Annotated in this window: 19 protein-coding genes; 11 read left to right on the top strand and 8 right to left on the bottom strand. The window is 44.7% G+C overall.

The window, feature by feature from the left end:
• Positions 1–20: 20 nt before the first annotated feature.
• The 6 genes from L3V33_RS14335 to pspF form a co-directional block, all read right to left on the bottom strand.
• Entirely contained in the window at positions 21–803 is a 783-nt protein-coding gene (locus L3V33_RS14335; RefSeq protein WP_004734598.1) for an ATP-binding cassette domain-containing protein, read from the bottom strand.
• Positions 800–1,801, bottom strand: coding sequence for an oligopeptide/dipeptide ABC transporter ATP-binding protein (locus tag L3V33_RS14330; protein WP_017078997.1), 1,002 nt, complete (start codon positions 1,799–1,801; stop codon positions 800–802). The genes L3V33_RS14335 and L3V33_RS14330 overlap by 4 nt, the downstream gene beginning before the upstream one ends.
• On the bottom strand, positions 1,801–2,688 hold the full coding sequence (gene sapC, locus L3V33_RS14325; protein WP_237290676.1) for a putrescine export ABC transporter permease SapC: 888 nt from the start codon (positions 2,686–2,688) through the stop codon (positions 1,801–1,803). The genes L3V33_RS14330 and sapC overlap by 1 nt, the downstream gene beginning before the upstream one ends.
• A complete protein-coding gene (locus tag L3V33_RS14320) occupies positions 2,675–3,637 on the bottom strand; it encodes an ABC transporter permease subunit (protein ID WP_171307773.1) in 963 nt (320 codons plus the stop codon). The genes sapC and L3V33_RS14320 overlap by 14 nt, the downstream gene beginning before the upstream one ends.
• Complete coding sequence (gene sapA, locus L3V33_RS14315) at positions 3,637–5,259, bottom strand: ABC transporter substrate-binding protein SapA (protein WP_237290675.1); 1,623 nt, start codon at positions 5,257–5,259, stop codon at positions 3,637–3,639. Before sapA ends, L3V33_RS14320 begins: the two co-directional genes overlap by 1 nt.
• A gap of 102 nt (positions 5,260–5,361) precedes the next feature.
• Complete coding sequence (gene pspF / locus L3V33_RS14310; protein ID WP_237290674.1) at positions 5,362–6,384, bottom strand: phage shock protein operon transcriptional activator; 1,023 nt, start codon at positions 6,382–6,384, stop codon at positions 5,362–5,364.
• A 316-nt stretch (positions 6,385–6,700) separates the two neighbouring features.
• On the opposite strand from pspF, the gene pspA reads away from it, so the two are divergent.
• The 9 genes from pspA (at position 6,701) to L3V33_RS14265 (ending at position 15,587) form a co-directional block, all read left to right on the top strand.
• Positions 6,701–7,372 (top strand): phage shock protein PspA, encoded by a 672-nt coding sequence (gene pspA / locus L3V33_RS14305; protein ID WP_076676587.1) that lies wholly within the window; start codon positions 6,701–6,703, stop codon positions 7,370–7,372.
• 14 nt (positions 7,373–7,386) lie between these two features.
• A complete protein-coding gene (gene pspB / locus L3V33_RS14300; protein WP_004734605.1) occupies positions 7,387–7,620 on the top strand; it encodes an envelope stress response membrane protein PspB in 234 nt (77 codons plus the stop codon).
• Positions 7,613–7,999: an envelope stress response membrane protein PspC gene (pspC, locus tag L3V33_RS14295; protein ID WP_029405178.1), complete on the top strand. Its 387-nt coding sequence runs from the start codon at positions 7,613–7,615 to the stop codon at positions 7,997–7,999. Before pspB ends, pspC begins: the two co-directional genes overlap by 8 nt.
• Positions 8,000–8,156: 157 nt before the next feature.
• Complete coding sequence (locus L3V33_RS14290) at positions 8,157–9,191, top strand: efflux RND transporter periplasmic adaptor subunit (RefSeq protein ID WP_017086192.1); 1,035 nt, start codon at positions 8,157–8,159, stop codon at positions 9,189–9,191.
• 1 nt (position 9,192) lies between these two features.
• Positions 9,193–10,278, top strand: a complete 1,086-nt coding sequence (locus tag L3V33_RS14285) for an efflux RND transporter periplasmic adaptor subunit (protein ID WP_114633243.1) — start codon at positions 9,193–9,195, stop codon at positions 10,276–10,278.
• Positions 10,271–13,381 carry an efflux RND transporter permease subunit gene (locus tag L3V33_RS14280; RefSeq protein ID WP_237290673.1) on the top strand — a complete coding sequence of 1,037 codons (3,111 nt, stop codon included), beginning with the start codon at positions 10,271–10,273 and terminating at the stop codon, positions 13,379–13,381. The genes L3V33_RS14285 and L3V33_RS14280 overlap by 8 nt, the downstream gene beginning before the upstream one ends.
• Before the next feature lie 76 nt (positions 13,382–13,457).
• Positions 13,458–14,024 (top strand): DNA-3-methyladenine glycosylase I, encoded by a 567-nt coding sequence (locus L3V33_RS14275; RefSeq protein ID WP_017093177.1) that lies wholly within the window; start codon positions 13,458–13,460, stop codon positions 14,022–14,024.
• 109 nt (positions 14,025–14,133) lie between these two features.
• The gene (locus L3V33_RS14270) at positions 14,134–15,126 is read left to right on the top strand and encodes a winged helix-turn-helix domain-containing protein (RefSeq protein ID WP_237290672.1); all 993 of its coding nucleotides are present in this window, start codon (positions 14,134–14,136) and stop codon (positions 15,124–15,126) included.
• Positions 15,117–15,587: a hypothetical protein gene (locus L3V33_RS14265; protein WP_171314777.1), complete on the top strand. Its 471-nt coding sequence runs from the start codon at positions 15,117–15,119 to the stop codon at positions 15,585–15,587. Before L3V33_RS14270 ends, L3V33_RS14265 begins: the two co-directional genes overlap by 10 nt.
• An 86-nt stretch (positions 15,588–15,673) precedes the next feature.
• Here the strand turns inward: L3V33_RS14265 and L3V33_RS14260 are convergent, their stop codons facing one another.
• Complete coding sequence (locus L3V33_RS14260) at positions 15,674–16,858, bottom strand: cystathionine beta-lyase (protein ID WP_171314779.1); 1,185 nt, start codon at positions 16,856–16,858, stop codon at positions 15,674–15,676.
• A gap of 183 nt (positions 16,859–17,041) precedes the next feature.
• Positions 17,042–18,496 (bottom strand): cardiolipin synthase, encoded by a 1,455-nt coding sequence (gene cls, locus L3V33_RS14255; RefSeq protein ID WP_004734615.1) that lies wholly within the window; start codon positions 18,494–18,496, stop codon positions 17,042–17,044.
• A gap of 367 nt (positions 18,497–18,863) precedes the next feature.
• Here cls and L3V33_RS14250 point away from each other — a divergent pair, with 367 nt between their 5' ends.
• Both L3V33_RS14250 and L3V33_RS14245 read left to right on the top strand, forming a co-directional pair.
• The gene (locus L3V33_RS14250; RefSeq protein ID WP_012604350.1) at positions 18,864–20,297 is read left to right on the top strand and encodes a sodium-dependent transporter; all 1,434 of its coding nucleotides are present in this window, start codon (positions 18,864–18,866) and stop codon (positions 20,295–20,297) included.
• 213 nt (positions 20,298–20,510) lie between these two features.
• The gene (locus tag L3V33_RS14245; protein ID WP_054546635.1) at positions 20,511–22,127 is read left to right on the top strand and encodes a methyl-accepting chemotaxis protein; all 1,617 of its coding nucleotides are present in this window, start codon (positions 20,511–20,513) and stop codon (positions 22,125–22,127) included.
• Positions 22,128–22,144: the final 17 nt, after the last annotated feature.

Raw genomic sequence — 22,144 nt, 5'->3', positions numbered from 1 at the left:
AAACGTAGCGTGATTCGAGGTTAGTGGTTCGGCGCTTTGGAGAAATGGCTCTCAACCAATCTTTGGGTGATTTGGTGAGTTGGATTGGTTAGCACTTGATCCGTTTCCCCACTCTCAACCACATTACCTTCGTGCATGACGATGATTTTGTCGGTGATGTGCTTAACAATACCAAGGTGTTGAGATACGTAGACGAAGGACACACCCATCTCTTCTTGTAGCTCTAAGAACAAATTGATGATTTGCGAGCGCATTGCCATGTCCAAACCATTCAACGCTTCATCAGCAACGATGATCGATGGTTGAAGAATCAAGGCACGAGCCAAACAAACTCTTTGTTTCTGGCCAGCAGCCAGCATCTGCGGGTAGAAGTAAGCATGTTCCGGTAGAAGACCCACACGTAATAGGGTGTCTTTCACACGACGCATACGGGCTTCTGGTGGCATATTGGTGTTTCGCTTTAATGGACCTTCAAGAATTCGACCAATCTGAATGCGCGGGTTAAGCGAGGTGTTCGGATCTTGGAAGATCATTCGAATCAGCTTACAGCGAGTCGAGTAGTCCTTGTGCTCTAGCTTTTCACCGTTCACACGAATCTCGCCTGCAGTTGGCTCTACCATGCCCGCTAGCATCCTTGCTAATGTCGACTTTCCTGAACCATTCTGACCGATAAAACCAATCGTCTGTCCCGCCTCAAGCGAAAAGCTTACGGGTTTAACTGCCTGATGAATTTTTTTACGGAAAAGACCAGAGCGAGTCGTAAAGTCTTTAGATAAATCAATGACTTCTAATAATGCACTCATGATTTCTTTTTCTTCTCCATATTAAGAGGGAAGTGACAATTGAACTTATGGTTTTTGATTCGTTTGGTATAAGGAATCTCAACACATTGCCTTTGCGCATACGGGCAACGTGGTCCTAGTCGACAACCAATAGGAAGGTGCTGCAACGGAGGGATTGAACCTGGTAAAGACTGTAGTTTCTCTTTATGAGGAATCCAGTCGTTAAAGTCTGGCATCGCTTTCAATAGAGCGACGGTATATGGGTGTTTAGGTGCATCTAACAGCTTCTGCGTATCCGCTGATTCCACAGACTGACCACAGTACATAACGGTAATGCGAGTTGCCCATTGGGTAATGGTGGTTAAGTCATGGCCGATCAGCACGATGGTCGTGTTATTGATCTGATTCATACGACTCAACAGACGCAATATTTGAGACTGTGTAATCGGATCTAGATCGTTGGTTGGTTCATCAGCGATCAAGACTTTTGGTTTAGCTGCGATCGCCATGGCGATCATAACTTTTTGACACTCACCATCGGTCAACTCATAAGAGTAACTGTCCATAAGACGAGAGTGATCTTTAATACCGACTTTGTGCAGTAGAGCGATGGCCTGCTTCTTACGCCATTTGAATCTCTGCCACCACCGACCTTCAAACGAATAGGAAGGAATCGCTTCAATCAGTTGATGGCCCACTTTTTCAGATGGATCAAGACAGGAGGATGGCTCTTGAAAGATCATCGCGATATCACGAGCAATAACTCGGCGTCGTTCTTTGGGTGTCAGTTGCAGGAGGTCGATATTGCCAAGGCGCATTCGGTCGGCAGATACTTTCCAGTTTTCTTTACAAACCCCAACGATCGCTTTTGCAACCAAGCTCTTGCCTGAGCCTGATTCACCTACTAAGCCGCGAATTTCCCCTTCATTGAGGGTAAGACTCATTCTGTCAACGGCTTTAACCATCCCTTGAGGGGTCTCAATCTCGATGGTTAGATGTCGAATATCAAGTAAAGGCATTATTCGATTCCTGCATTTAGCGCTTGGCGAACACCTTCACCTACGAGGTTAACAACGATAACGGTAAACATAATGGCTAAACCGGGTAGGGTTACTGTCCATGGTGCGAGGTAAATCAGCTCTACAGAGTCACCCAAGATTGAGCCCCATTCGGTACTTGGTGCTTGAGCGCCAAGCCCTAAGAAACCCAAAGCCGTGATATCAAGAATGGCGACTGACAATGCCAGAGTAATTTCAAGTGCCACCACGGTAAGAATATTAGGAAGGATTGAATTCCATAACAGGTAGAAGTCGTTCGCACCATCGAGGCGAGAAGCCAAAATATAGTCTTTTTCTACCTCAGCGTGCACGGCAATGTATACCGAACGAATAAAGCGTGGAATCAATGCTAAACATAAGGCAAGCAAGATATTAAACTCGCCAAAACCAAGAAACGCCACGAAGATAATGGCCAGTAACAGAGACGGAATCGACATAACGGTATCAAGCAGGTGGTTTAGCGTGCTTGATAGTAATCCACGAGTCATCCCCGCAAGTACGCCAATCAGGCAACCAATGACTGCTGCGATAAAGGTAATCACAACCGCGGCACCAAACGTCAGCTGAGAGCCGATAATCAGACGAGAAAGAATATCTCGGCCTAAGTCATCGGTACCTAAGAAATACTCAACTGTTCCTGAGGGATCCCAAGAGGGTGGGGTTAACAGGTGTCCCGTTTGTTCTTGAGCATCATGCGGAGCTAGCCATGGTGAAGTGACGGTGATTAGAATGATTAAGGCCAAACACCACAGTCCAAACATAGCGAGATTATTGCCACGGAAGCTGCGCCAGAAACGCTCGAACTGGGTTGGAATCTGCTCTTCTTGGTAGACGTTATTTGTTAGCATACCATTCCTTCCTTACCAGTGGATTGACCATCGCGCCCAATAGATCGGACAGAATGTTTGCGGTCAAAACCAAGGTTGCTACCACGATCACGCCCGCTTGAATTGAAACGTAATCTTGATTAGATAAAGCATCCAATAACCAGCGGCCAATACCCGGCCAGTTAAAGATAGACTCGGTAATAATAGCGAGCGTTAACATACTTGATAGTTGAACGCCGACCTTAGGAATAATCGGTGGTATCGCATTTCTTAACACGTGTTGCATCACGATCTCTCTGGTAGATAGACCTTTAATTCGCGCCGCGCGGATGTAGTTTTGCGTCATCACTTCAGCAACGGATGCTCTCATCAACCGGATAACTTGAGTCGTTGGGGCCAGTGCCAAAACTAGACAAGGCAACGCCATATGCTCGATGACACTTTGCAGTGCGTGTGCTCGGTATTTACCTTCAGCGAAAAAGGCATCAATGATGGCGAAACCAGTCACGTGTTCAATTTCGTAAAGTAGATCGTATCTGCCGCCCACTGGAAACATTTCAAAGTGTAAAGAGAACACCATGATCATCAGTAGTGCGACCCAAAATATAGGTGCAGAGTAACCAGCCATTGAAGTAAACGATATGGTGGTATCGACAAACTTGCCCTGTCTCATGCCAGCAATAGTGCCGAAAGGGATGCCGATAAACAACGCAAGCACAAAAGCAAAGAAACACAGTTCTAACGTTGCAGGGAATACCACGACAAGCTCATCGATGATAGGCGCTCCGTGCTTGCTCAAGCCAAAGTTCAGTGTCGATAATTCTGTGATATAGCTAAGCCAACCGGGCCAAAAATCTTGAATCGCCCAAGGTGAGGTTTGGTCTAGTCGAAGCAGAGCGAACCCCACTAACGTCAGGATCCCCAGTGTAATAATGAATAAGTTTACACGTCTTAATGTATACCAAAACATCACTGCACCTCTCTTCTGACTTGATCAAAAGGTTGAGCATTGAACGGGCTCTGCTTAAAGCCACTTAGCGAACGATCGTGCACGCGGAATTGCACGCCATGAGCGAGAGGAATCACAGGAACTTCTTCATTGAGAATGTTTTGGGCTTGTCGATACAAGTTCACACGGTGCCTTTGTTGATTGATCTCTAATGCTAAGTCGAGAAGGAAATCAAAGTCTGAATTACACCACATAGAGACGTTTAATCCTGCTCGTTCTGAGCTACATGAAAGAAGCGGACGCAAGAAGTTGTCTGGGTCGCCCGTATTGCCGATCCAACCTGTGAGCAACAAGTCTGTTGAGGAAATGGATGACAGCTGCGTACGATCAAATCGGTCGTCGGTATAGAGCTTAAGTTCGATACCAATATCAGCTAAATTTGCTTGGATTAATTCTGCCGTTTTCCTTGGGCTCGGATTGTAGGCTCTTGGCTCTAATGGCACCCACATTGAAAGTTCTAGCCCAGGTTCTACCCCGGCTTCTTTAAGAAGCGCAACTGCGTAGTTGCGGTCATAGCGAACTTGAACACTGTCTTTTTGATAAGCCCAAGAAGTAGGGGGAAGTAAGGTGTAGGCTTTTGTACCTGTACCGTAGTACACAGAATCAAGAATGTTCTGACGATTGATAGCTAAGTTCAGCGCTTTGCGCACTCGTGAGTCACGCAGTGCAGGGTGCTCGGTGTTCAGTGCGATGAAAGAGACATTAACCGCAGGCGTGGCGGAAATCTTCAACTCTTCATGTGCTTGAATAATAGGAATCTGACTAGAAATCGGTGAGTTCAATACATCACACTCACTACGAAGTAGCTTGGCAAGAGTCCCTGTCCCACGTTGTGAAGTATCAAACACAACTTGGTCCATTTCTACGTCACCCTTCCAATAGTGCTTGTTCTTTTTCAAGCGTACTAGGTCGTTTATTTGATATTCATCCAAGTAGAAAGGACCTGTGCCAACGGGCTTGGAGTCTATTTCATTCTTTTCATCCGTAGCAATGAGTTTATTGGCATATTCTTTAGAGTGAATGACCGCATAGCTGGTGGCGATATTGTTGAGGAATGAATTGTCTGGGCGACTTAATTGGAATTTCACTGTCAGGTCATCAACCGCAGTGATATCGACGATCAGGTTTTGGAAGTCGATACCAGCAAACCATGGGTATAGGCCGCCGCCCACATAATGAAATGGGTTTGAGCTATCAATGATTCGCTCAAAACTAAAGACCACATCTTGTGCATTCATACTGCGAGTTGGGGTAAACCAGTCTGTGGTTTGAAACGCAACATTAGGGCGCAGTTTGAAAGTGTACCCTGTACCCGATTCATCGACAGACCAGCTTGTTGCCAAGTTCTGTTTTGGTCGATAAGTCATTGGATCAAGAGTAAGCAGTGTATCGAAAATTTGAGGGCTCAGCGATTCTGAGGTAATGCCACTATCAACCAGTTGTGGGTTGAAAGTACTAGGATTACCTTGGCCGCAATAAATGAAGCCTTTTTCACGGATTTGCTCGTGATTCACACTCTCACCACATCCAGCTAAAAAGCTCAGCGTGCAGATGCTCAGTGATAGTCTTATTAGTGCTTTCATAAAAAGAAATACTTTTCGAAACGAGGCGTTAGAGGAGCCTCAAGATCCGGACAATTTAACATTTTATTTATTCGGCTCCAAATAATAATCAAGTGCGGACAACTATTTATCGTTAGCTTGTCCGACAATCGCGTACTTCCTCACCATTCCACGTAATTGGTTGTAGGTTAATCCAAGTAATTCTGCTGCTTGTTTCTGGTTGTACTTGCTTTGTTTTAGGGCTTGATTGAGCAGCTTGATGTCTTGTTGTTCTTGCCATGCTTTGTAATCAAGTGGCAAAGAAAACGAGCTCTCTGATGAAGTATGGCTGTTGGACGGCGCATTGCCAATTCCATGCGTGGAATCTTGATCTATTTTCCATGCGGGTTTGAATGGGTTAAACACTAAAGATTCAATAGGATATGGGTCTTTACCGTGCTGGTAGACTGCGCGCTCAATAACGTTCTTGAGTTCTCGCACATTCCCTGGCCATGAATAATCTAGCAGCGCCTCTAAGGCAGACGGAGCAAAGCCAACAAACAACTCCAATTCTAATTCACGGCACATCTTAATGGCGTAGTATTCTGCCAGCAGCGTGATGTCTTCTTTTCGCTCTCGAAGAGGGGGAATAGTAATCACGTCAAACGCTAGCCTGTCCAATAAGTCGGCTCTGAATTCGCCCCTTAATGCCATGTCTGGCAAGTCAGCGTTGGTGGCGCAAACCAGTCTTACGTTGGCACTTAAAGCTTTTTGTCCTCCGACACGTTCATACTGCCCGTATTCAATAACGCGCAATAGCTTCTCTTGAACGGCTAGGGGCGTGGTTGCGAGCTCATCAAGAAACAGTGTTCCACCTTCCGCTCTTTCAAATCGACCCTGATGACGACCTTTTGAACCAGTAAAGGAACCAGACTCATGACCAAACAACTCAGAATCAATCAAACCTTCACTGAGCGTTGAGCAATTAAGTGAGATCAACGGCTGATCCCATCGCCTTGAAAGGTAATGCAGCCTTTGAGCTATGAGCTCTTTACCCGTACCACGCTCTCCAATGATCAGGATCGGTCTTTCGATTGGTGCGAGTTGAGATACTTTATCTAAAACGGAGAGAAAACTGGGTGATTCACCAATGAGGTTCTGCTGCATAGCGGGTCCTTGTGCGATTTGAGCGCCGATGGATGTGATTTAGAGAGCTTTATTTAAGTCACGTCATGTAAATAGCTTAAGTATAAGAGTCGTAGTGGTGAAAAATACCAATACTTGGCTAAATTCATCATAGCATGGTTCGGGTTAATCACCATTCTATTGTAAGTGCCTGATAATAAATGACTTAAAAGTTGGCACGCTACTTGGATTACTTATGGTAGGTTTAACAACAAACGTAAATTTTTGAGCAAGTGGATTGAGAAATCGAATAACGCTTTAAAGCACATTTGCCATCATTGTAATTAAGGAGTTCCTCATGGGTATTTTTTCTCGCTTTGCAGACATTGTAAATTCGAACATCAGTGCACTTTTAGACAAGGCTGAAGATCCTGAAAAGATGATTCGCCTGATTATCCAAGAAATGGAAGATACGCTGGTTGAGGTTCGCACTAACTCCGCTAAAGCTATCGCAGATAAAAAAGAGTTAGCACGTAAAGTTGAAGCTATCGAAACTCAGATTCTAGATTGGCAAAACAAAGCGACACTAGCACTGACTAAACAACGTGAAGATTTAGCTAGAGCGGCGCTAATCGAAAAGCAAAAACTTGAAGATATCATCAAAAGCCTTCACACAGAGCAAACCTTGGTTCACGAAACCATCGAAAAGCTGACCAGTGAAATTGGTAAGCTCGAAACTAAAATTGTAGAAACTCGCGCAAAGCAGCAAGCATTGATGATTCGTAATAATGCTGCGAGCAATCGTCGTGATGTTCAAAAACATCTGCATTCAAGCAAAACCAACGAAGCAATGGCGAAGTTTGAGCAGTTCTCGCGTAAAGTGGATGAATTAGAAGCCGAAGCGGACGTTTACGCGAAAACAGGTAACGCAAAATCGTTAGACCAAGAGTTTGCAGAGTTACAAGCTCAAGATGAAATTGAAAAAGAGCTGGCGAAACTGAAGCAACAAGTTGAAAACCGCGATAAATAATTTAGGAGTTGTCTATGTCAACATTTCTAATTGCAGGCCCACTGATTGTCTTTTTAATCTTCGTGGCACCGCTATGGTTGTTCTTACATTACCGCAGCAAGAAGAAATCCAGTAATGGTCTTTCAGAAACAGATCTTCAGCGTTTGCACAAGCTTTCTGCTCAAGCTGAATCGATGCAAGACCGAGTGAAAACGCTAGAAAAAATACTGGATGCGGAGTCACCTAACTGGAGACGAAACTATGAGTAGAGAACTGTATCGCGATCCTATTAACGGTAAGCTGTCTGGCGTCTGCGCAGGGTTAGCGAACTATTTTGGCTTGGAAGTGTGGTTGGTTCGCATCTTGGTTATCTCGGCGGCACTGCTTGGTGGTAGCTTTTTGGTGTTATTAGCGTATTTAGCTTTGACATTTATGCTTGAAAAACAACCACCTCAGTATGTCGATCAGATGAAAGCCAAACAAGAGCATACGCTGAAGCAAAAACCTTGGGAAAAAGGGCAAACCGCAGAGTCGTTATTGGGCACTTTAGAGGGTGATTTCCAGAAATTAGAGACCAGTGTCCGCAATATGGAAGCTTATGTGACTTCGGATACTTTCAAAGTCGATCGCGCATTTAAGAACATGTAGTGGTAAACCTGAAAAACATTAGATAACGGTTTAGGAAAATTTATTCCAAGCCGTTATTTTTTTTAATAATTTTGTCTCAATAAATCTTACGATAACTGGTAAGTTACATGTGATTAATCTATGTTATAAAAATATTTATAGTTATGGATGATCACTAATGTATAGAGCCTCCGTTGTCCTATTGACAGCCTTAGCTGGGTTGTCTGGGTGTGGTAAGGAGCTTCCTCCCGTACCTGAACCTGATTCTAGACCCGCCAAACTCTTCACTGTCTCCGTCGGTAGTAATGCCTTTGAACGTAGCTTTCCTGCCACTACAGAAGCAGGTGACAAAGCAGTACTGGCATTTCGTGTTCCAGGGCTACTTCAGACTATCGATGTCACATCTGGTCAACAGGTTACCAAAGGTGATGGGCTTGCAACGCTTAATCCTGACGAATATCAGTTGTTAGAGAAGCAAGCGAGAGCCAACTTTAAACTTGCTGATGTTCAATACCAACGTTCAATTAAGTTGCGCAAAGATCGCGTCGTATCTGAGCAAGACTTCGACCAAGCGAAAGCTAATCATAATTCTGCTAAAGCGGTGCTTAACCAAGCAAAAGCCAACCTACGTTATACCACTTTGGTTGCGCCTTACGATGGTACTATCTCCATCATTCCTGCTGAAAACCATGAATATATCGCTGCCAAACAAGGCGTGATGAATATTCAAACGAATCAAATCCTCAAAGTCGTATTCTTATTACCCGACCAACTTATCACGCGCTTTTCTTCAGGGTTTGAGACGGATGCAACCATGGTTTTTGATGCTTTCCCTGGTAGCTCCTACGCTTTAGCATTCCAAGAGGTTGATACTGAAGCGGATCCCAAAACCGGGTCGTACAAAGTCACCATGGTAATGGAAAGACCAACCGATGTTGGTATTTTGCCGGGTATGTCAGGCACAGTTCATTTAGTTTCAGCGTTAGCGGCCGCCACAAAAATTCCCACATCAGCAATGATGACTGATGGGGATGATGTCTCTGTGTGGCGCGTGAATAGCGACGGTATTGTTGAAAATGTCGCAATCATCATCGATGAAAAACGCCATATTGTTTCAGGGTTGAACGATGGTGATCGCATCGTAACTTCTGGTGTTAATGGTCTTGAACCGGGCGTTAAAGTTCGAGAGTGGATCAAGGAAAGGGGGCTATAACATGAAAACACTTAAAGTGGCCGCTGGACTGTCGTGTTTGGTTTTACTTACGGCTTGTGAAGATAAACAAGTTGTAGAAGTGAATAACACACCCTTGGTTAAAGCTATCGAGATTTCAGTCATCGACTTTAGCGACAAACTCTATTTCCCTGCGGTTGCAAACGCTGCCGAGAAGGCTCATCTCAGCTTTCGAGTCGCTGGTGAAATCAATAAGCTTGATGTGAAAGAAGGTGAGCGTGTTTCACAAGGAGACATCATTGCAGAGCTTGACCCTACCGATTATCAACTGGATGTCGACAATGCTCAGGCGCGTTACACGGTAATTAACAGTCAATACAGACGTTCAAGTCCTCTAGTGAAGAAAGGTTTATTGGCGAAGTCACAGTTTGATGAAATTGCTGCTCAACGCCAGATCGCTTATGCCGAGCTGGAACTCGCAAAACTGCGCTTGTCGTTCACTAAGCTTCGCGCCCCTGTTGATGGGATCATTTCTCGTGTCAGTGTCGACCAATATGAAAATATTCAGGTAGGCCAACAAGTGGTAAATATCCACAGTGTCGAAGATGTTGAGGTTGTTATTCAGCTGCCTGACCAAATCTACGTCAACCAACCGAGCGAACAGCTGTTATCGAATGTTGAGGCTGTAGTAAGAGTGCCCAGTGGCAATGAATACACAGCGGCTATTAAGGAGTTCACCACTGAACCTGACCCAAGCACGGGCACGTTCACGGTGACGCTTGCTCTACCTATGCCGGAAGATGATTTGATTCTGGATGGTATGGCCGTTGAGGTGACGTCAAATGGGCGAGATATCGGCTTGGAGTTAAAAGCTGGGGTACTTATCCCAATCGAAGCTGTGTTTAATGCGGATGGCGATGATTTAACGCGTCAGAACTCTTATGTATGGGTGCTTAATGACGACAGTACCGTCTCGAAACAGCAAGTCGTATTAGGAAAAGCAAATCAGAAAACATTGCAGGTCATGAAAGGATTGGAAATGGGGCAGCATGTCGTTGTTGCAGGCATATCGCGATTGCGAGATGGGATGACAGTGGAAGTATTGTCTCAGGAGACGAACAATGAGTGAAGTAAATAACAAGCCCCAAAATGACGATCAACAAGGTGATGATCAGATCACAGGTGTTGCTTCTTACTTTATACGTAACAAAGTCATTAGCTGGATGCTATCTCTGATCTTTCTTATTGGTGGTGTCTCTGCCTTTTTCGGCTTGGGTCGTTTAGAAGATCCTGCCTTTACGATCAAAGATGCGATGGTTGTGACCTCTTACCCAGGAGCCACACCTCAACAAGTTGAAGAAGAAGTTACTTACCCACTAGAAAAAGCGATTCAACAACTTACCTATGTGGACGAAGTGAACTCTATCTCTAGCCGCGGCCTATCACAGGTAACGGTGACGATGAAGAACAACTACGGCCCAGATGATCTTCCGCAAATATGGGATGAACTTCGCCGAAAAGTGAATGATCTCAAGGTTGAACTGCCACCCGGCGTCAATGATCCTCAAGTCATCGATGACTTCGGTGATGTTTACGGTATTTTGCTGGCGGTGACGGGGGATGGCTATAGCTACAAAGAGTTGCTGGATTACATTGATTACCTAAGGCGAGAGCTAGAGTTGGTTGATGGGGTCAGTAAAGTCTCCGTTTCCGGCCAACAACAAGAGCAAGTGTTCATTGAGATATCGATGAAACGGATAAGCTCTCTGGGTCTGTCTCCAAGCACGGTATTTAACCTTTTATCGACTCAAAATATTGTATCAAGTGCAGGAGCGGTAAGGATTGGTGATGAATATATTCGAATCCATCCAACCGGTGAGTTCCAAAACGTTGAACAGCTTGGTGATTTGATTCTTACGGAAGGTGGCGCTCAAGGGCTTATCTATTTAAAAGATGTGGCGAATGTAACTCGTGGTTACGTTGAGGTACCGAGTAACATCATTGGTTATAACGGCGAACTCGCGCTTAACCTTGGTGTCTCTTTTGCGCAAGGCGTGAACGTGGTCGCAGTGGGTGAAGACTTTGATCGAAGACTCGCCGAGCTTAAATATCAACAACCCGTCGGTATCGACATCTCCGAGGTTTATAACCAACCTAAAGAAGTGAACAAGTCGGTAAGCGGATTTGTGGTGAGTTTAGGGCAGGCGGTTGCGATCGTAATCGTGGTGTTACTGTTCTTCATGGGAGTACGATCGGGCCTGTTGATTGGCTTGATACTGCTATTGACCGTATTCGGCACCTTTATTTTCATGCAGTACTTCAAAATCGATCTTCAACGTATTTCACTGGGCGCGTTGGTTATTGCCTTGGGGATGCTGGTGGATAATGCCATTGTGGTGGTGGAAGGGATATTGATCGGCACGCAGAAGGGGCGAACCCGGATGCAGGCCGCCACTGATATCGTGACCCAAACCAAATGGCCACTGCTTGGCGCAACGGTGATTGCGGTCACCGCGTTTGCTCCAATTGGTTTGTCTGAAGATTCAACGGGCGAATACTGTGGCACCTTGTTTACGGTGCTATTGATTTCACTGATGCTGAGTTGGTTTACCGCCATCTCGATCACGCCGTTTTTTGCCGATATCTTCTTCAGAGGACAGAAAGTTGATCCCGATAACGAAGGTAAAGACCCATACAACGGGATGGTTTTTGTTATCTATAAAAACTTCCTTGAGTTCTGTATGAAACGCGCGTGGCTAACCATGATCGTTCTGGTGATTGGTTTAGGTGCGAGTGTGTACGGTTTTGGCTTTGTGAAACAAGCATTCTTCCCATCTTCAACTACTCCGATGTTCCAAGTGGATGTTTGGATGCCGGAAGGTACGGATATTCGAGCAACTAATACCAAGTTGAGAGTGCTTGAGAGTTGGTTGTCGGAACAAAGTGAAGTTGAACATATCACGACCACGGCCGGTAAAGGTCTGCAGCGTTTCATGTTGACCTACTCACCCGAGAAGAGTTATAGCGCGTATGGCGAAATCACGGTTCGTGTGACAGATTATCAGGTACTTGAAGGGCTGATGCGTCGCTTCCGTGAACACGTTGACAGTCAGTTCCCTGAAATTGATTACAAACTTAAGCAAATTGAATTAGGCCCTGGTGGTGGTGCGAAAATTGAGGCTCGAATCGTCGGTTCAGATCCAACCGTGCTACGTTCAATCGCAGCTCAAGTTATGGACATCATGCGTGCCGATGACGGAGCGTTTAACGTTCGTCATGATTGGCGTGAAAGAACTAAGGTCTTAGAGCCTCAGTTCAATGAAAGCCAAGCGCGTCGTTATGGTATTACCAAGTCTGACGTTGATGATTTCCTAGCGATGTCTTTCTCTGGTAAGTCGATTGGTGTGTATCGTGATGGTACTACGCTGATGCCTATTATGGCTCGTTTACCTGAAGATGAGCGAGTTGATATTCGCAACATCGAAGGTATGAAGATTTGGAGCCCGGCATTAAGCGAATATATTCCGTTGCAGCAAGTGACGCTTGGCTACGAATTGGAATGGGAAGATCCACTTATCATCCGTAAGAACCGTAAGCGCATGCTGACGGTAATGGCCGACAACGACCTATTGGGTGAAGAAACGGCTTCGACGTTACAGAAACGCTTACAGCCACAAATTGAAGCGATTGAGATGCCTCCGGGTTATTCGTTGGAGTGGGGTGGTGAATATGAGTCATCTGCTGATGCACAAGCGTCACTGTTTACCACTATGCCGATGGGTTACCTGTTCATGTTCTTGATTACCGTGTTCTTGTTCAACTCGGTCAAAGAGCCGCTGATTGTTTGGCTAACGGTTCCATTAGCGCTAATCGGGGTAACGACGGGCTTATTAGCCTTGAATACACCATTTGGCTTTATGGCATTGCTAGGCTTCTTGAGTTTATCCGGGATGCTACTTAAGAACGGTATCGTATTACTTGATCAAATTGAGATTGAAATGAAATCAGGTAAAGACCCTTATGTTGCGGTAGTTGATGCTGCATTGAGTCGTGTTCGCCCAGTATGCATGGCAGCGATTACAACGATTCTAGGTATGATCCCGTTACTGCCTGACATCTTCTTCAAGCCGATGGCAGTAACCATTATGTTTGGTTTAGGCTTTGCGACTGTACTCACGCTAATCGTAGTACCTGTACTGTATCGTTTATTCCATAAAATTGAAGTGGCTTAACGTCAACTAACCTTTGAAATAATGCCCCTATTTGGGGCATTATTTTTATGTACGATTACTAAAAGAGACTATCGAAATGGAAGCGAATACAGTGGATAGAACGTGTGCATGGGCGCTTAAACATGAGCTTGAAAGGGAGTACCACGATGCAGAGTGGGGCGTGCCTGTTTATGATGACCAAGTTCTTTTTGAGTTCATTACTTTAGAAGGCGCTCAGGCTGGTCTTAGCTGGATTACTATCCTTAAAAAGCGCGAAGGCTATCGTGCTGCGTTTGATAACTATGATCTCAATAAGCTTGCAGCGATGAACGAAGACAACGTGCCTCATATCATTGAAAACTTCGATGTGGTTAAGCATAAGGGCAAGATCGCCTCTGTATACGGTAATGCTCGAGCAACGCTTGAACTCCAGAAAGAGTTTGGCTCTTTATCAAATGCTTTATGGCAATTTGTCGATAACAAGGTGATAGAGAACAACTGGACTGAGATGTCTCAAGTTCCCGCTTCTACCGAGCAATCTAAAGCGATGAGTAAGTTTTTGAAGAAGAGAGGCTTTAAGTTTGTAGGGGAAACAATCTGTTACGCGTTTATGCAAGCGACAGGTATGGTTAATGATCATCTAGAAGGTTGTCCACACAAATAAAAGTGTTATTTCTCGTCGCGAAATAATTGCGTGAGAATTGGAAAATTTACTGGTCATTTGTAAACTATTCAATATCATATGCGACCGAATTCAAACCTAGAAGACGATAGTGAAACAACAAATCTACCAAATATGTGATGCTAGTTATGATCCCTTGCTTAGGCAGTTTGTGCGTGAAGATGGCCACGTAGAAACAATTGCGCCGTTAGAAGGTAAGGTGTTTCTATTCTTGCTTGAAAATGCTGGTGAGTGCATCGAGCGAGGTCTGATATTTGATAGGTGTTGGGGTAATGTAATTGTTTCAGAGCAAGCGCTGACTAACGTTATCTCAAAGATTCGAAAAACACTGTCTAGGGTAACTTGTGGTTGCGCGACGATTCGTACCGTTAGTAAGACCGGTTATTCTCTTGAAATCGACGAGTTGAGCCGGTCCACAGTAACTGAAGAGGTGCCTTCTCAAGCGAGTAAAGAAGTCTACGAACTAGATGTCTCGCTTGCCGATTCTACGTTGAAGCAAAACGTACCTTTGTCCCAAGAAATGTCCCAAGAAATAACCCAAGACCCGTTAACAATAAATGAAGTATTGATTGATGCAGATTCTGCGAAAGTTGTTTCTTCCGAGCTACCTAGTGACTCACATCTAGATCAGAGTGCAGTTAAGCAAGAACAGGAAAATGTTGTGTCTAATAGACACCTCGCTAAAGCCGGTTATTTGCTCGCTTTGGTTTGTGTCGCAGTAACGGCGTTCAACCTTTTCCAAACCTACTACACGCCTCTGCCTTATTTTATTGATAAAGCGGAATACCGTGACAGTTACACCGACAATACCAACCACTACTTCTTCCATATTGCTCATAATGACTCCTATTCGTTGCCTGCGGTCACTCAAAAGCTTACAGCTGTGATACCGAGCCACTGTAACGTTGATGTTTTTGTCCGTATTTACCCATCAGTCGACCAACCCGAAGATGACGCGTTATACATGTTGATTCAAAGGAAAGATGGTGAGGCTCTGAATTATAGTGCTTCGGTTTTCAATATAGAGTCGTCTTTTGATTCCTTTGCTCAGTATATGAAGAAGAGGAGTTACTTTTGCGACTAATTGGTTTACTCATTTTGGTGGTAATTACTGCTGCAAGTTTTTTGCCAGAACAGAACGTATTAGCGGGCACTCGATGGCATTGCAAAACGATTAAAACTGATTTTTTATCTCAGGCATTCCAACCATATCAATCGCTTTATGAGCGTATAAGCCTTACTTTTCAATCTGACCATACCTTTAGCATGAGAGAGTTTGTGACGATTACAGAGCAAGACGGTAAGGAGAGTACTATGGAAAATCTGTATTTCGGGCACTATGAGCTTGATGGGAATAATTTGTCGATGAGCATTATAGATGTGAGAACGGCGACCCCTTTCCATGATCCAATTATTAACAATGAATATAGTGAGTATAAAGGGGTGACGATTGATTACGCTATTGCAGTTAAGGAGCAGTCTTTGTACTTGTTCAATGAACACCGCTCTGAAATTTTCAATTGGGCGTGCTTTGACGTTCAGTAGCTTTTTAAAGCGATGTGTCTAATGCGCTAATCTAAAAAAGGCAGGAATATCCTGCCTTTTTGGTCTGAGTCTGCTAACGCTTTAAATTAAACGAGCGCGTTGTAACGCTCCAATCCTGCCTCTAGGTCCGCAATCAGATCGTCAACGTCTTCTAAGCCGATATGAACACGTACCAAGGTTCCAGCGAAGTTAGGGTTCGCTACTGTTCTTAGGCTATCAAAGCTGTTCGGTTCGTTCGCTAAAATCAAGCTTTCAAAACCACCCCATGAGTAACCCATACTAAAGTGCGTCATACCATCAAGCAGCGCTGTGGTCGCTTTTGTATTTGAGTTCTTCAGCACGAAAGAGAACAAGCCATTACCACCAGTGAAGTCTCGTTTGAAGAATTCATGGCCTGGGCAAGACTCTATGGCAGGGTGACGAACATGATCAACCTCAGGTCGAGTCTCCAGCCATTTTGCGACTTTCAAGCTGCTCTCTGCATGTTGGCGTAGTCGAACGTCAAGAGTACGAATACCACGAAGGGCAAGGTAAGCGTCATCTGGTGATACACATTGCCCCATCAAATAGCTCTGTTCTCTTAGTTGATCCCAACACTTCTCGTTGGCAACAGCCGTACCTAACATCACATCAGAGTGACCAACAATGTATTTGGTCGCAGCTTGAATCGAGATATCAACGCCAAAATCAAACGGTGAGAAGTTCACACCAGCAGCCCATGTGTTATCGAGCATCACGATGATGTCGTGTTCATGAGCAATACGCGCTAGCGTTGGAATGTCTTGCACTTCCATGGTGACTGACCCAGGAGATTCGGTAAACAGCACCTTAGTGTTTGGCTTAATAAGGTCTTGGATGCCTTCACCGATCGTTGGCTCGTAGTAGGTCGTCTCTACACCCATCTTCTTCATGATGGTGTCACAGAAATCACGCGTCGGTTCGTAGCAGGTGTCGACCATCAGAATATGATCGCCTGTTTCTACAAAAGAAAGAATGGCATTTGAAATGGCCGCAGTACCACAAGGGTAAAGTGCACAGCCTGCGCCGCCCTCGACTTCAACCATGGCATCTTGGAAAGCGAAGTGAGTGTTGGTTCCACGGCGTCCGTAAAAAAGCGTTTTATTAGCGCGATTAATCGTAGCTTTACGCTTTTCTTCTACTGAGTTGAACACGACAGTAGAAGCGCGCTGTACTGGTGGGTTAACGACACCATTGGTCCACTTCTTATCACGACCTGCAGTGATCAGTTTAGTGGTTTTGTTCTCGGACATGCTGTGAATTCCTTATCAATCGGTTATGTCCTATTTAAAACATGCCAATAGCATTCAAAGCAAGAGCAGAGGGGGAGTTTTTATGCTTTTCTTTCGCTTTTTAACCTTTCACGTCGTTTATCGTGAAAGGTCAAAAATCTGATAAGCAGAGAGATATGAGTCGCAGTGGGTCCATTGATTGGATTACAGCAGTGGATTGAACAAATAGAACAATCGTTCGAAGAAGCGGTTACGTAAATTTCTCTGCTCCCATTGCTCCAATTCCACTGGATGAGATGATTCAATATAGGATTGCTGCAAATCAAACAGTTGCTTGGTGAAGTGCACGTCATCAACGGCTAGTGTCACTTCGAAGTTTAGCCAAAGGCTGCGCATGTCGATATTGACCGTTCCGATTAAGCAAAACTCTTCATCAATCACTACCGATTTGGTGTGAAGAAGGCCACCGTAAAATTCGTAAATCTTAACGCCAGCTTCAAGTAACTCTGTATAGAAAGCACGAGAAGCCCATTTAACCATCAATGAATCGTTGTTGTGTGGAATGATCAGTTCGACGTTTACGCCCCTTTGTGCTGTCATTTTTAGCGTTTCTAACAAGTCGGCACTCGGTACAAAATAAGGTGTAGTGATGCGCACAGAACGATTGGCTTGATTAATGGCAATAGTCAGAACTTGTAGGATCAAATATTCCGGCATACCAGGACCTGACGGAACGACCTGAACCGGATGGTGCGTCATTATTTCTTCAATCGGGCATTCAGGTAAATCAGGAAGAATGCGTTCGCCTGTTTCTACTTCCCAATCCCAACCATGAATAGCCGAAAGTACGTTAACGGTTGGCCCAGTGACTCGGACCATTACGTCGATCCATTGACCAACGCCTGAACTCTGTTTGAAATGCGCCGGATCCACCATGTTCATTGAACCGGTATAGGCGATGGATTCATCAATGACGATGATCTTACGGTGCTGTCTTAAATCAAGGCGACGTAAGAAAATACGCCATGGGCTTACTTCTAATGCTTGCACAACTTGCACACCAGCGTCTTTCATCATTGAACGCCAATGGCTTTTGAAAAAGCGTGGACTACCTGCTGAATCGAGTAAAACCTTAACATCGACGCCACGTTTGGCCGCTCGAATCAGTGCAGAGGCTACGGAGTCGGTTAGACCACCAGGATGCCAAATGTAGAAAACCATTTTGATACTGGTTTGTGCGTTTTCTATATCTTCGATAATTGCGTGTAGGATCTCATTGGGTGAAGCTTGCAGTGAAAGTGTGTTTCCACTAAGTGCAGGTATACCCATTCGATTATTACAAAGCTCATCAATCTTGTGGATTGGGGATCCAACTTTACCTGGAAGGTGAACCTGACAATCATTTAATTGGCGGAACCAATCACCGAACGGAGTAAACATGCGATGTGCGCGCTCAGCCCGCTTTCTACCTAGGTTTAGCTCGCCGAAAAGGAAGTAACAGGCCACGCCAACAATCGGGATAATGTAGATAACCATCAACCACGCGAGAGAAACGCTGACAGAGCGTCGTTTTAGTACGACACGAAAGGTCACACCGGCGACGAGAACCCAGTACAAAGCAACGGAAGCTAAAGTTAAAAAATGGTAGAGCTTTTCCACATTGAATACTCGAAAAAAGAGACACTTAGATAGTAATGCTATTTTGAGGATATGGGAATTTAAGGAATCAACTATTTACAAAATAGAGCAAAAGCTGTAAACAGGTTATAGTTGTTAAGTTTTGGTTAACTTAAGACGAAAACGATTGTTTTGTATAAAAAGACGGCATTTAACCATAAAAATTTACATTGGTAACGAAATATGTACGGTTCGGACTTCCAATTTTATTCTTAAACTGGTTTACTTGCCATACAACGAGCGTCAATCAAATCTTTTAAGTGTGTAAATTTTTTTATACACCTTATCTTTTAAAGACGCCACCCAAAGCAAAACACAACATCACACAACACAAAAGTTTGGAGTACACGTGGCTACTAGTAATACAACCACAACACCCCGCGATACCTGGGGTTCGAAGTTAGGATTCGTAATGGCTGCAGCAGGTTCTGCTGTTGGTCTAGGTAACATCTGGAAATTCCCTTACACAGCAGGCGAAAGTGGCGGCGGTGCATTCGTTGCAATTTACCTGTTTTTTGTAATCTTCATCGGTTTCAGTGTCATGCTGACTGAATTTGCGATTGGCCGTCATACGCAAAAATCAGCAGTAGGTGCATTTAAATCAACTGACCGTCGTTGGACGTTCGCTGGTGTTATCGGCGTAGTCAGTGGTCTACTAATCATGGGTTTCTACCCTGTAGTAGGTGGCTGGTCTATCGCATACATCGGTAAGATTGCTGGTGGTCTACTAGACGCACCTGAAGCAATTGGTGACAGCTTCGGTGGCTTTATCTCAAACCCAGTTCAACCACTTATGTGGATGGGCCTATACCTACTACTTAACGTTGTCATCGTTATGAAAGGTATTTCTGGCGGTATTGAGAAAGCGGGTAAGATTCTGATGCCACTTCTTTTCATCATCCTTATCGTGGTATCAATCAAAGGCCTAATGCTTCCGGGCGCGATGGCTGGTCTTGAATTCCTATTCAGCCCTGACTTCTCTAAAGTAGACAGCGGTGTAATCCTAGCTGCACTAGGTCAAGCATTCTTCTCACTATCTCTTGGTATGGGTTGTATGTTGACTTACGGTTCTTACCTTAAGAAGAAAGAGAACCTAGTTCAAACTACAGCTATGGTTACGGCGATGGATACAGGCGTTGCTATCCTAGCTGGTGTAGCTATGTTCCCTGCAATGTTCGCATTCGGTATGGAACCTGCAGCGGGTCCTGGTCTAGTATTCGTTGTTGTTCCTCAGCTATTCGCTGAAATGGGCGGCGTAGTTGGTCTTCTATTTGCTCTAATGTTCTTCGTTGGTCTAAGTGTTGCGGCACTAACTTCTTCAGTATCTCTACTTGAAGTTGTGGTTTCGTACCTAATCGATGAGAAAGGCATGAAGCGTGTGACTGCAGTACTGTCTGCAAGTGTAGTGATGGCGATTCTATGTATCTTCGCTTCTCTATCACTTGGCGGCTTCGGTCCAACATTGTTTGGTACTGGTGCATTCGATATCTTCGACTTACTAACGGATAAAATCTTCCTAGCAGTTGGCGGTATGTTGGTATGTATCTTCGCTGGTTGGAGACTAAACCGTGCTGACCTAGAGAAAGAAATCACTAACGACGGTGAAGTATCTTTCCCACTATTCGGCCTATGGTACACACTTGTTAAGTACATCATCCCAGTAGCTATCGCTATCGTAGCGTTCATGGGTATCTCTTCTGGCTTCGACAGCGGTAAAGGTGCAATCATGCTACTAGGTATTGGTATCATTGCTGGCTCTGCGCTTATCTCTAAGAAGTTATAGTTCTAAGAAGCTATAGCTCTAAGAAACCATAGCTCTAAGAAGCTACAATCGTGAGTTAAAGTAAGTTAAGAAACGGGAGCCATTGGCTCCCGTTTTTTTATGCTACTAACTTAATTATCAAAGAAAAATAAATACTTAAAGTTATTGGTCTGGTAGCCGATATAATGAAAAGTAATAGCTGATTGAGCTGTATTTTATTTAAGTAGGTGTTGTGTGAAATTGTCAGTTAGGAAGAAGTTGTACGCTGGGTTTGGCTCTATATTGGCGGTGCTTGTCACGTTAGTCGGTATTGTATGGATAGAAGTCATTGGAGCTCACAAGAGCGCTGATGAAATTAGAATGGATGATGTACCGGGAACGGTGACCTACCTTGTATTGATAGATGAAGCGGGGGATGTTTATCGCGATGCACTTGGTGCGATTACTCAGGCCGACAATGCGCTTAATGATTATCGAACCAACAAGAATGAATTTGCTCAGGCTATTAAAGAAGCAAAACGTTTAGAGAGTCGAGGCTCAGAAGACCACCGCCGTATTGAGCGAATTGAAGACCTGATGGGGCGCTTTACTCAAGAGTTTGAATCTAAGCTTGTACCTATGATCAACGACGAGTCTGCGCTGTTATCGAATATCCAGCAGCTTCGCTCCTTATATGAGAGCAATCTAATCCCGGTTGAAAACTTACTGGATCAAGCGTCTGCAAGTGAGCGTGCCGATACAGAACAATCGCTGCTTGTATTAACCGATTCGTTTACCACCATCGAACGCACTATCATGGTGTTGTCTGCCATTGCGATTGTGTTTGGTTGTGTGATTGCGTATGTATTGTCTAGCTCTATTACTAACCGTCTAACTCGTGTTGAACAAGTTGCGCGACGCGTGGCAAATGGCGACCTTACCGCTGGAGATATTGTTGATAATTCTGGCGATGAACTGGCCGATCTTGCTACGTCGATTAACCAGATGCAGAAATCTTTGGTCAACCTATTGGGTTCAATCTCTTCTGTGACGAACCAAGTTCAATCGGTGACAGGTGAGCTATCATCAATCAGTCAAGACATCGTTTCTGGTGCCTCTGCACAAGCTGATAAAGCTAACCTGATTGCGACTGCCGCAGAAGAGCTAAGCTTGACCATTTCTGAAGTCGCGCAACAAGGTACTTCTACTTATGAAGAGGCGCGTCGCTCAGAAACGTCAGCAGAAGATGGCCGTAACGTGATTGTTGAAATGGTGGCAAGTATCCAACAAGTGTCGACTCAAATGAGCGACATGTCGGTACAAATGAATACGCTAGGTTCACATGGCGAACAGATTGGCAGTGTTATTAAGGTAATCGAAGACATTGCTGGACAAACCAACCTACTGGCGCTGAATGCTGCGATTGAAGCGGCACGTGCTGGTGAGTTTGGACGTGGCTTTGCGGTGGTTGCTGATGAAGTACGAGCACTGGCAGAGAGAACGACCAAAGCGACTCAAGAAGTGTCTGGTATCATTCAGTCGATTCAATCTGGTACGCAAGAAGCGGTGACTTACACTCAAGATAACTGTCGTTTAGTTGAGATTGGTGTAGAGCAAAGCTCTGGCGCAGTTTCGGCGCTAGAAGCGATTGTAAGTGGTGCTGGCAATGTACAAAGCATGGTCAACTCTATCGCTACTGCGGCAGAAGAACAGACAGCGGTGACCAAAGAAATTGCAGCGGATATTACGGCGATCAGTGATATTTCTGAGCAGTCTTTGCAATTGGCGACTCGCAGCTCTGAAAATACCTCAGGCTTGAACGCTAAGGTTGCCGAGCTAGAAGCATTAGTGGGTAAGTTCAAACTTGCTTAGTGTGTGTGGCTTTGTTC

This window comes from Vibrio sp. A2-1 (assembly GCF_021728355.1).
GTDB classification, from domain to species: domain Bacteria; phylum Pseudomonadota; class Gammaproteobacteria; order Enterobacterales; family Vibrionaceae; genus Vibrio; species Vibrio splendidus_K.
Note: the sequence above shows the minus strand (reverse complement) of the source record. Positions and strands in the feature narration are given on the sequence as shown.

What these genes read in the sequence shown, in the direction of transcription:
- sapC (WP_237290676.1), bottom strand. Translation starts at nt 2,688, where the DNA reads ATGCTAACAAATAACGTCTACCAAGAAGAGCAGATTCCAACCCAGTTC.
- sapA (WP_237290675.1), bottom strand. Translation starts at nt 5,259, where the DNA reads ATGAAAGCACTAATAAGACTATCACTGAGCATCTGCACGCTGAGCTTT.
- pspB (WP_004734605.1), top strand. Translation starts at nt 7,387, where the DNA reads ATGTCAACATTTCTAATTGCAGGCCCACTGATTGTCTTTTTAATCTTC.
- pspF (WP_237290674.1), bottom strand. Translation starts at nt 6,384, where the DNA reads ATGCAGCAGAACCTCATTGGTGAATCACCCAGTTTTCTCTCCGTTTTA.
- pspC (WP_029405178.1), top strand. Translation starts at nt 7,613, where the DNA reads ATGAGTAGAGAACTGTATCGCGATCCTATTAACGGTAAGCTGTCTGGC.
- L3V33_RS14330 (WP_017078997.1), bottom strand. Translation starts at nt 1,801, where the DNA reads ATGCCTTTACTTGATATTCGACATCTAACCATCGAGATTGAGACCCCT.
- pspA (WP_076676587.1), top strand. Translation starts at nt 6,701, where the DNA reads ATGGGTATTTTTTCTCGCTTTGCAGACATTGTAAATTCGAACATCAGT.
- L3V33_RS14280 (WP_237290673.1), top strand. Translation starts at nt 10,271, where the DNA reads ATGAGTGAAGTAAATAACAAGCCCCAAAATGACGATCAACAAGGTGAT.
- L3V33_RS14285 (WP_114633243.1), top strand. Translation starts at nt 9,193, where the DNA reads ATGAAAACACTTAAAGTGGCCGCTGGACTGTCGTGTTTGGTTTTACTT.
- L3V33_RS14290 (WP_017086192.1), top strand. Translation starts at nt 8,157, where the DNA reads ATGTATAGAGCCTCCGTTGTCCTATTGACAGCCTTAGCTGGGTTGTCT.
- L3V33_RS14275 (WP_017093177.1), top strand. Translation starts at nt 13,458, where the DNA reads ATGGAAGCGAATACAGTGGATAGAACGTGTGCATGGGCGCTTAAACAT.
- L3V33_RS14260 (WP_171314779.1), bottom strand. Translation starts at nt 16,858, where the DNA reads ATGTCCGAGAACAAAACCACTAAACTGATCACTGCAGGTCGTGATAAG.
- L3V33_RS14320 (WP_171307773.1), bottom strand. Translation starts at nt 3,637, where the DNA reads ATGTTTTGGTATACATTAAGACGTGTAAACTTATTCATTATTACACTG.
- L3V33_RS14335 (WP_004734598.1), bottom strand. Translation starts at nt 803, where the DNA reads ATGAGTGCATTATTAGAAGTCATTGATTTATCTAAAGACTTTACGACT.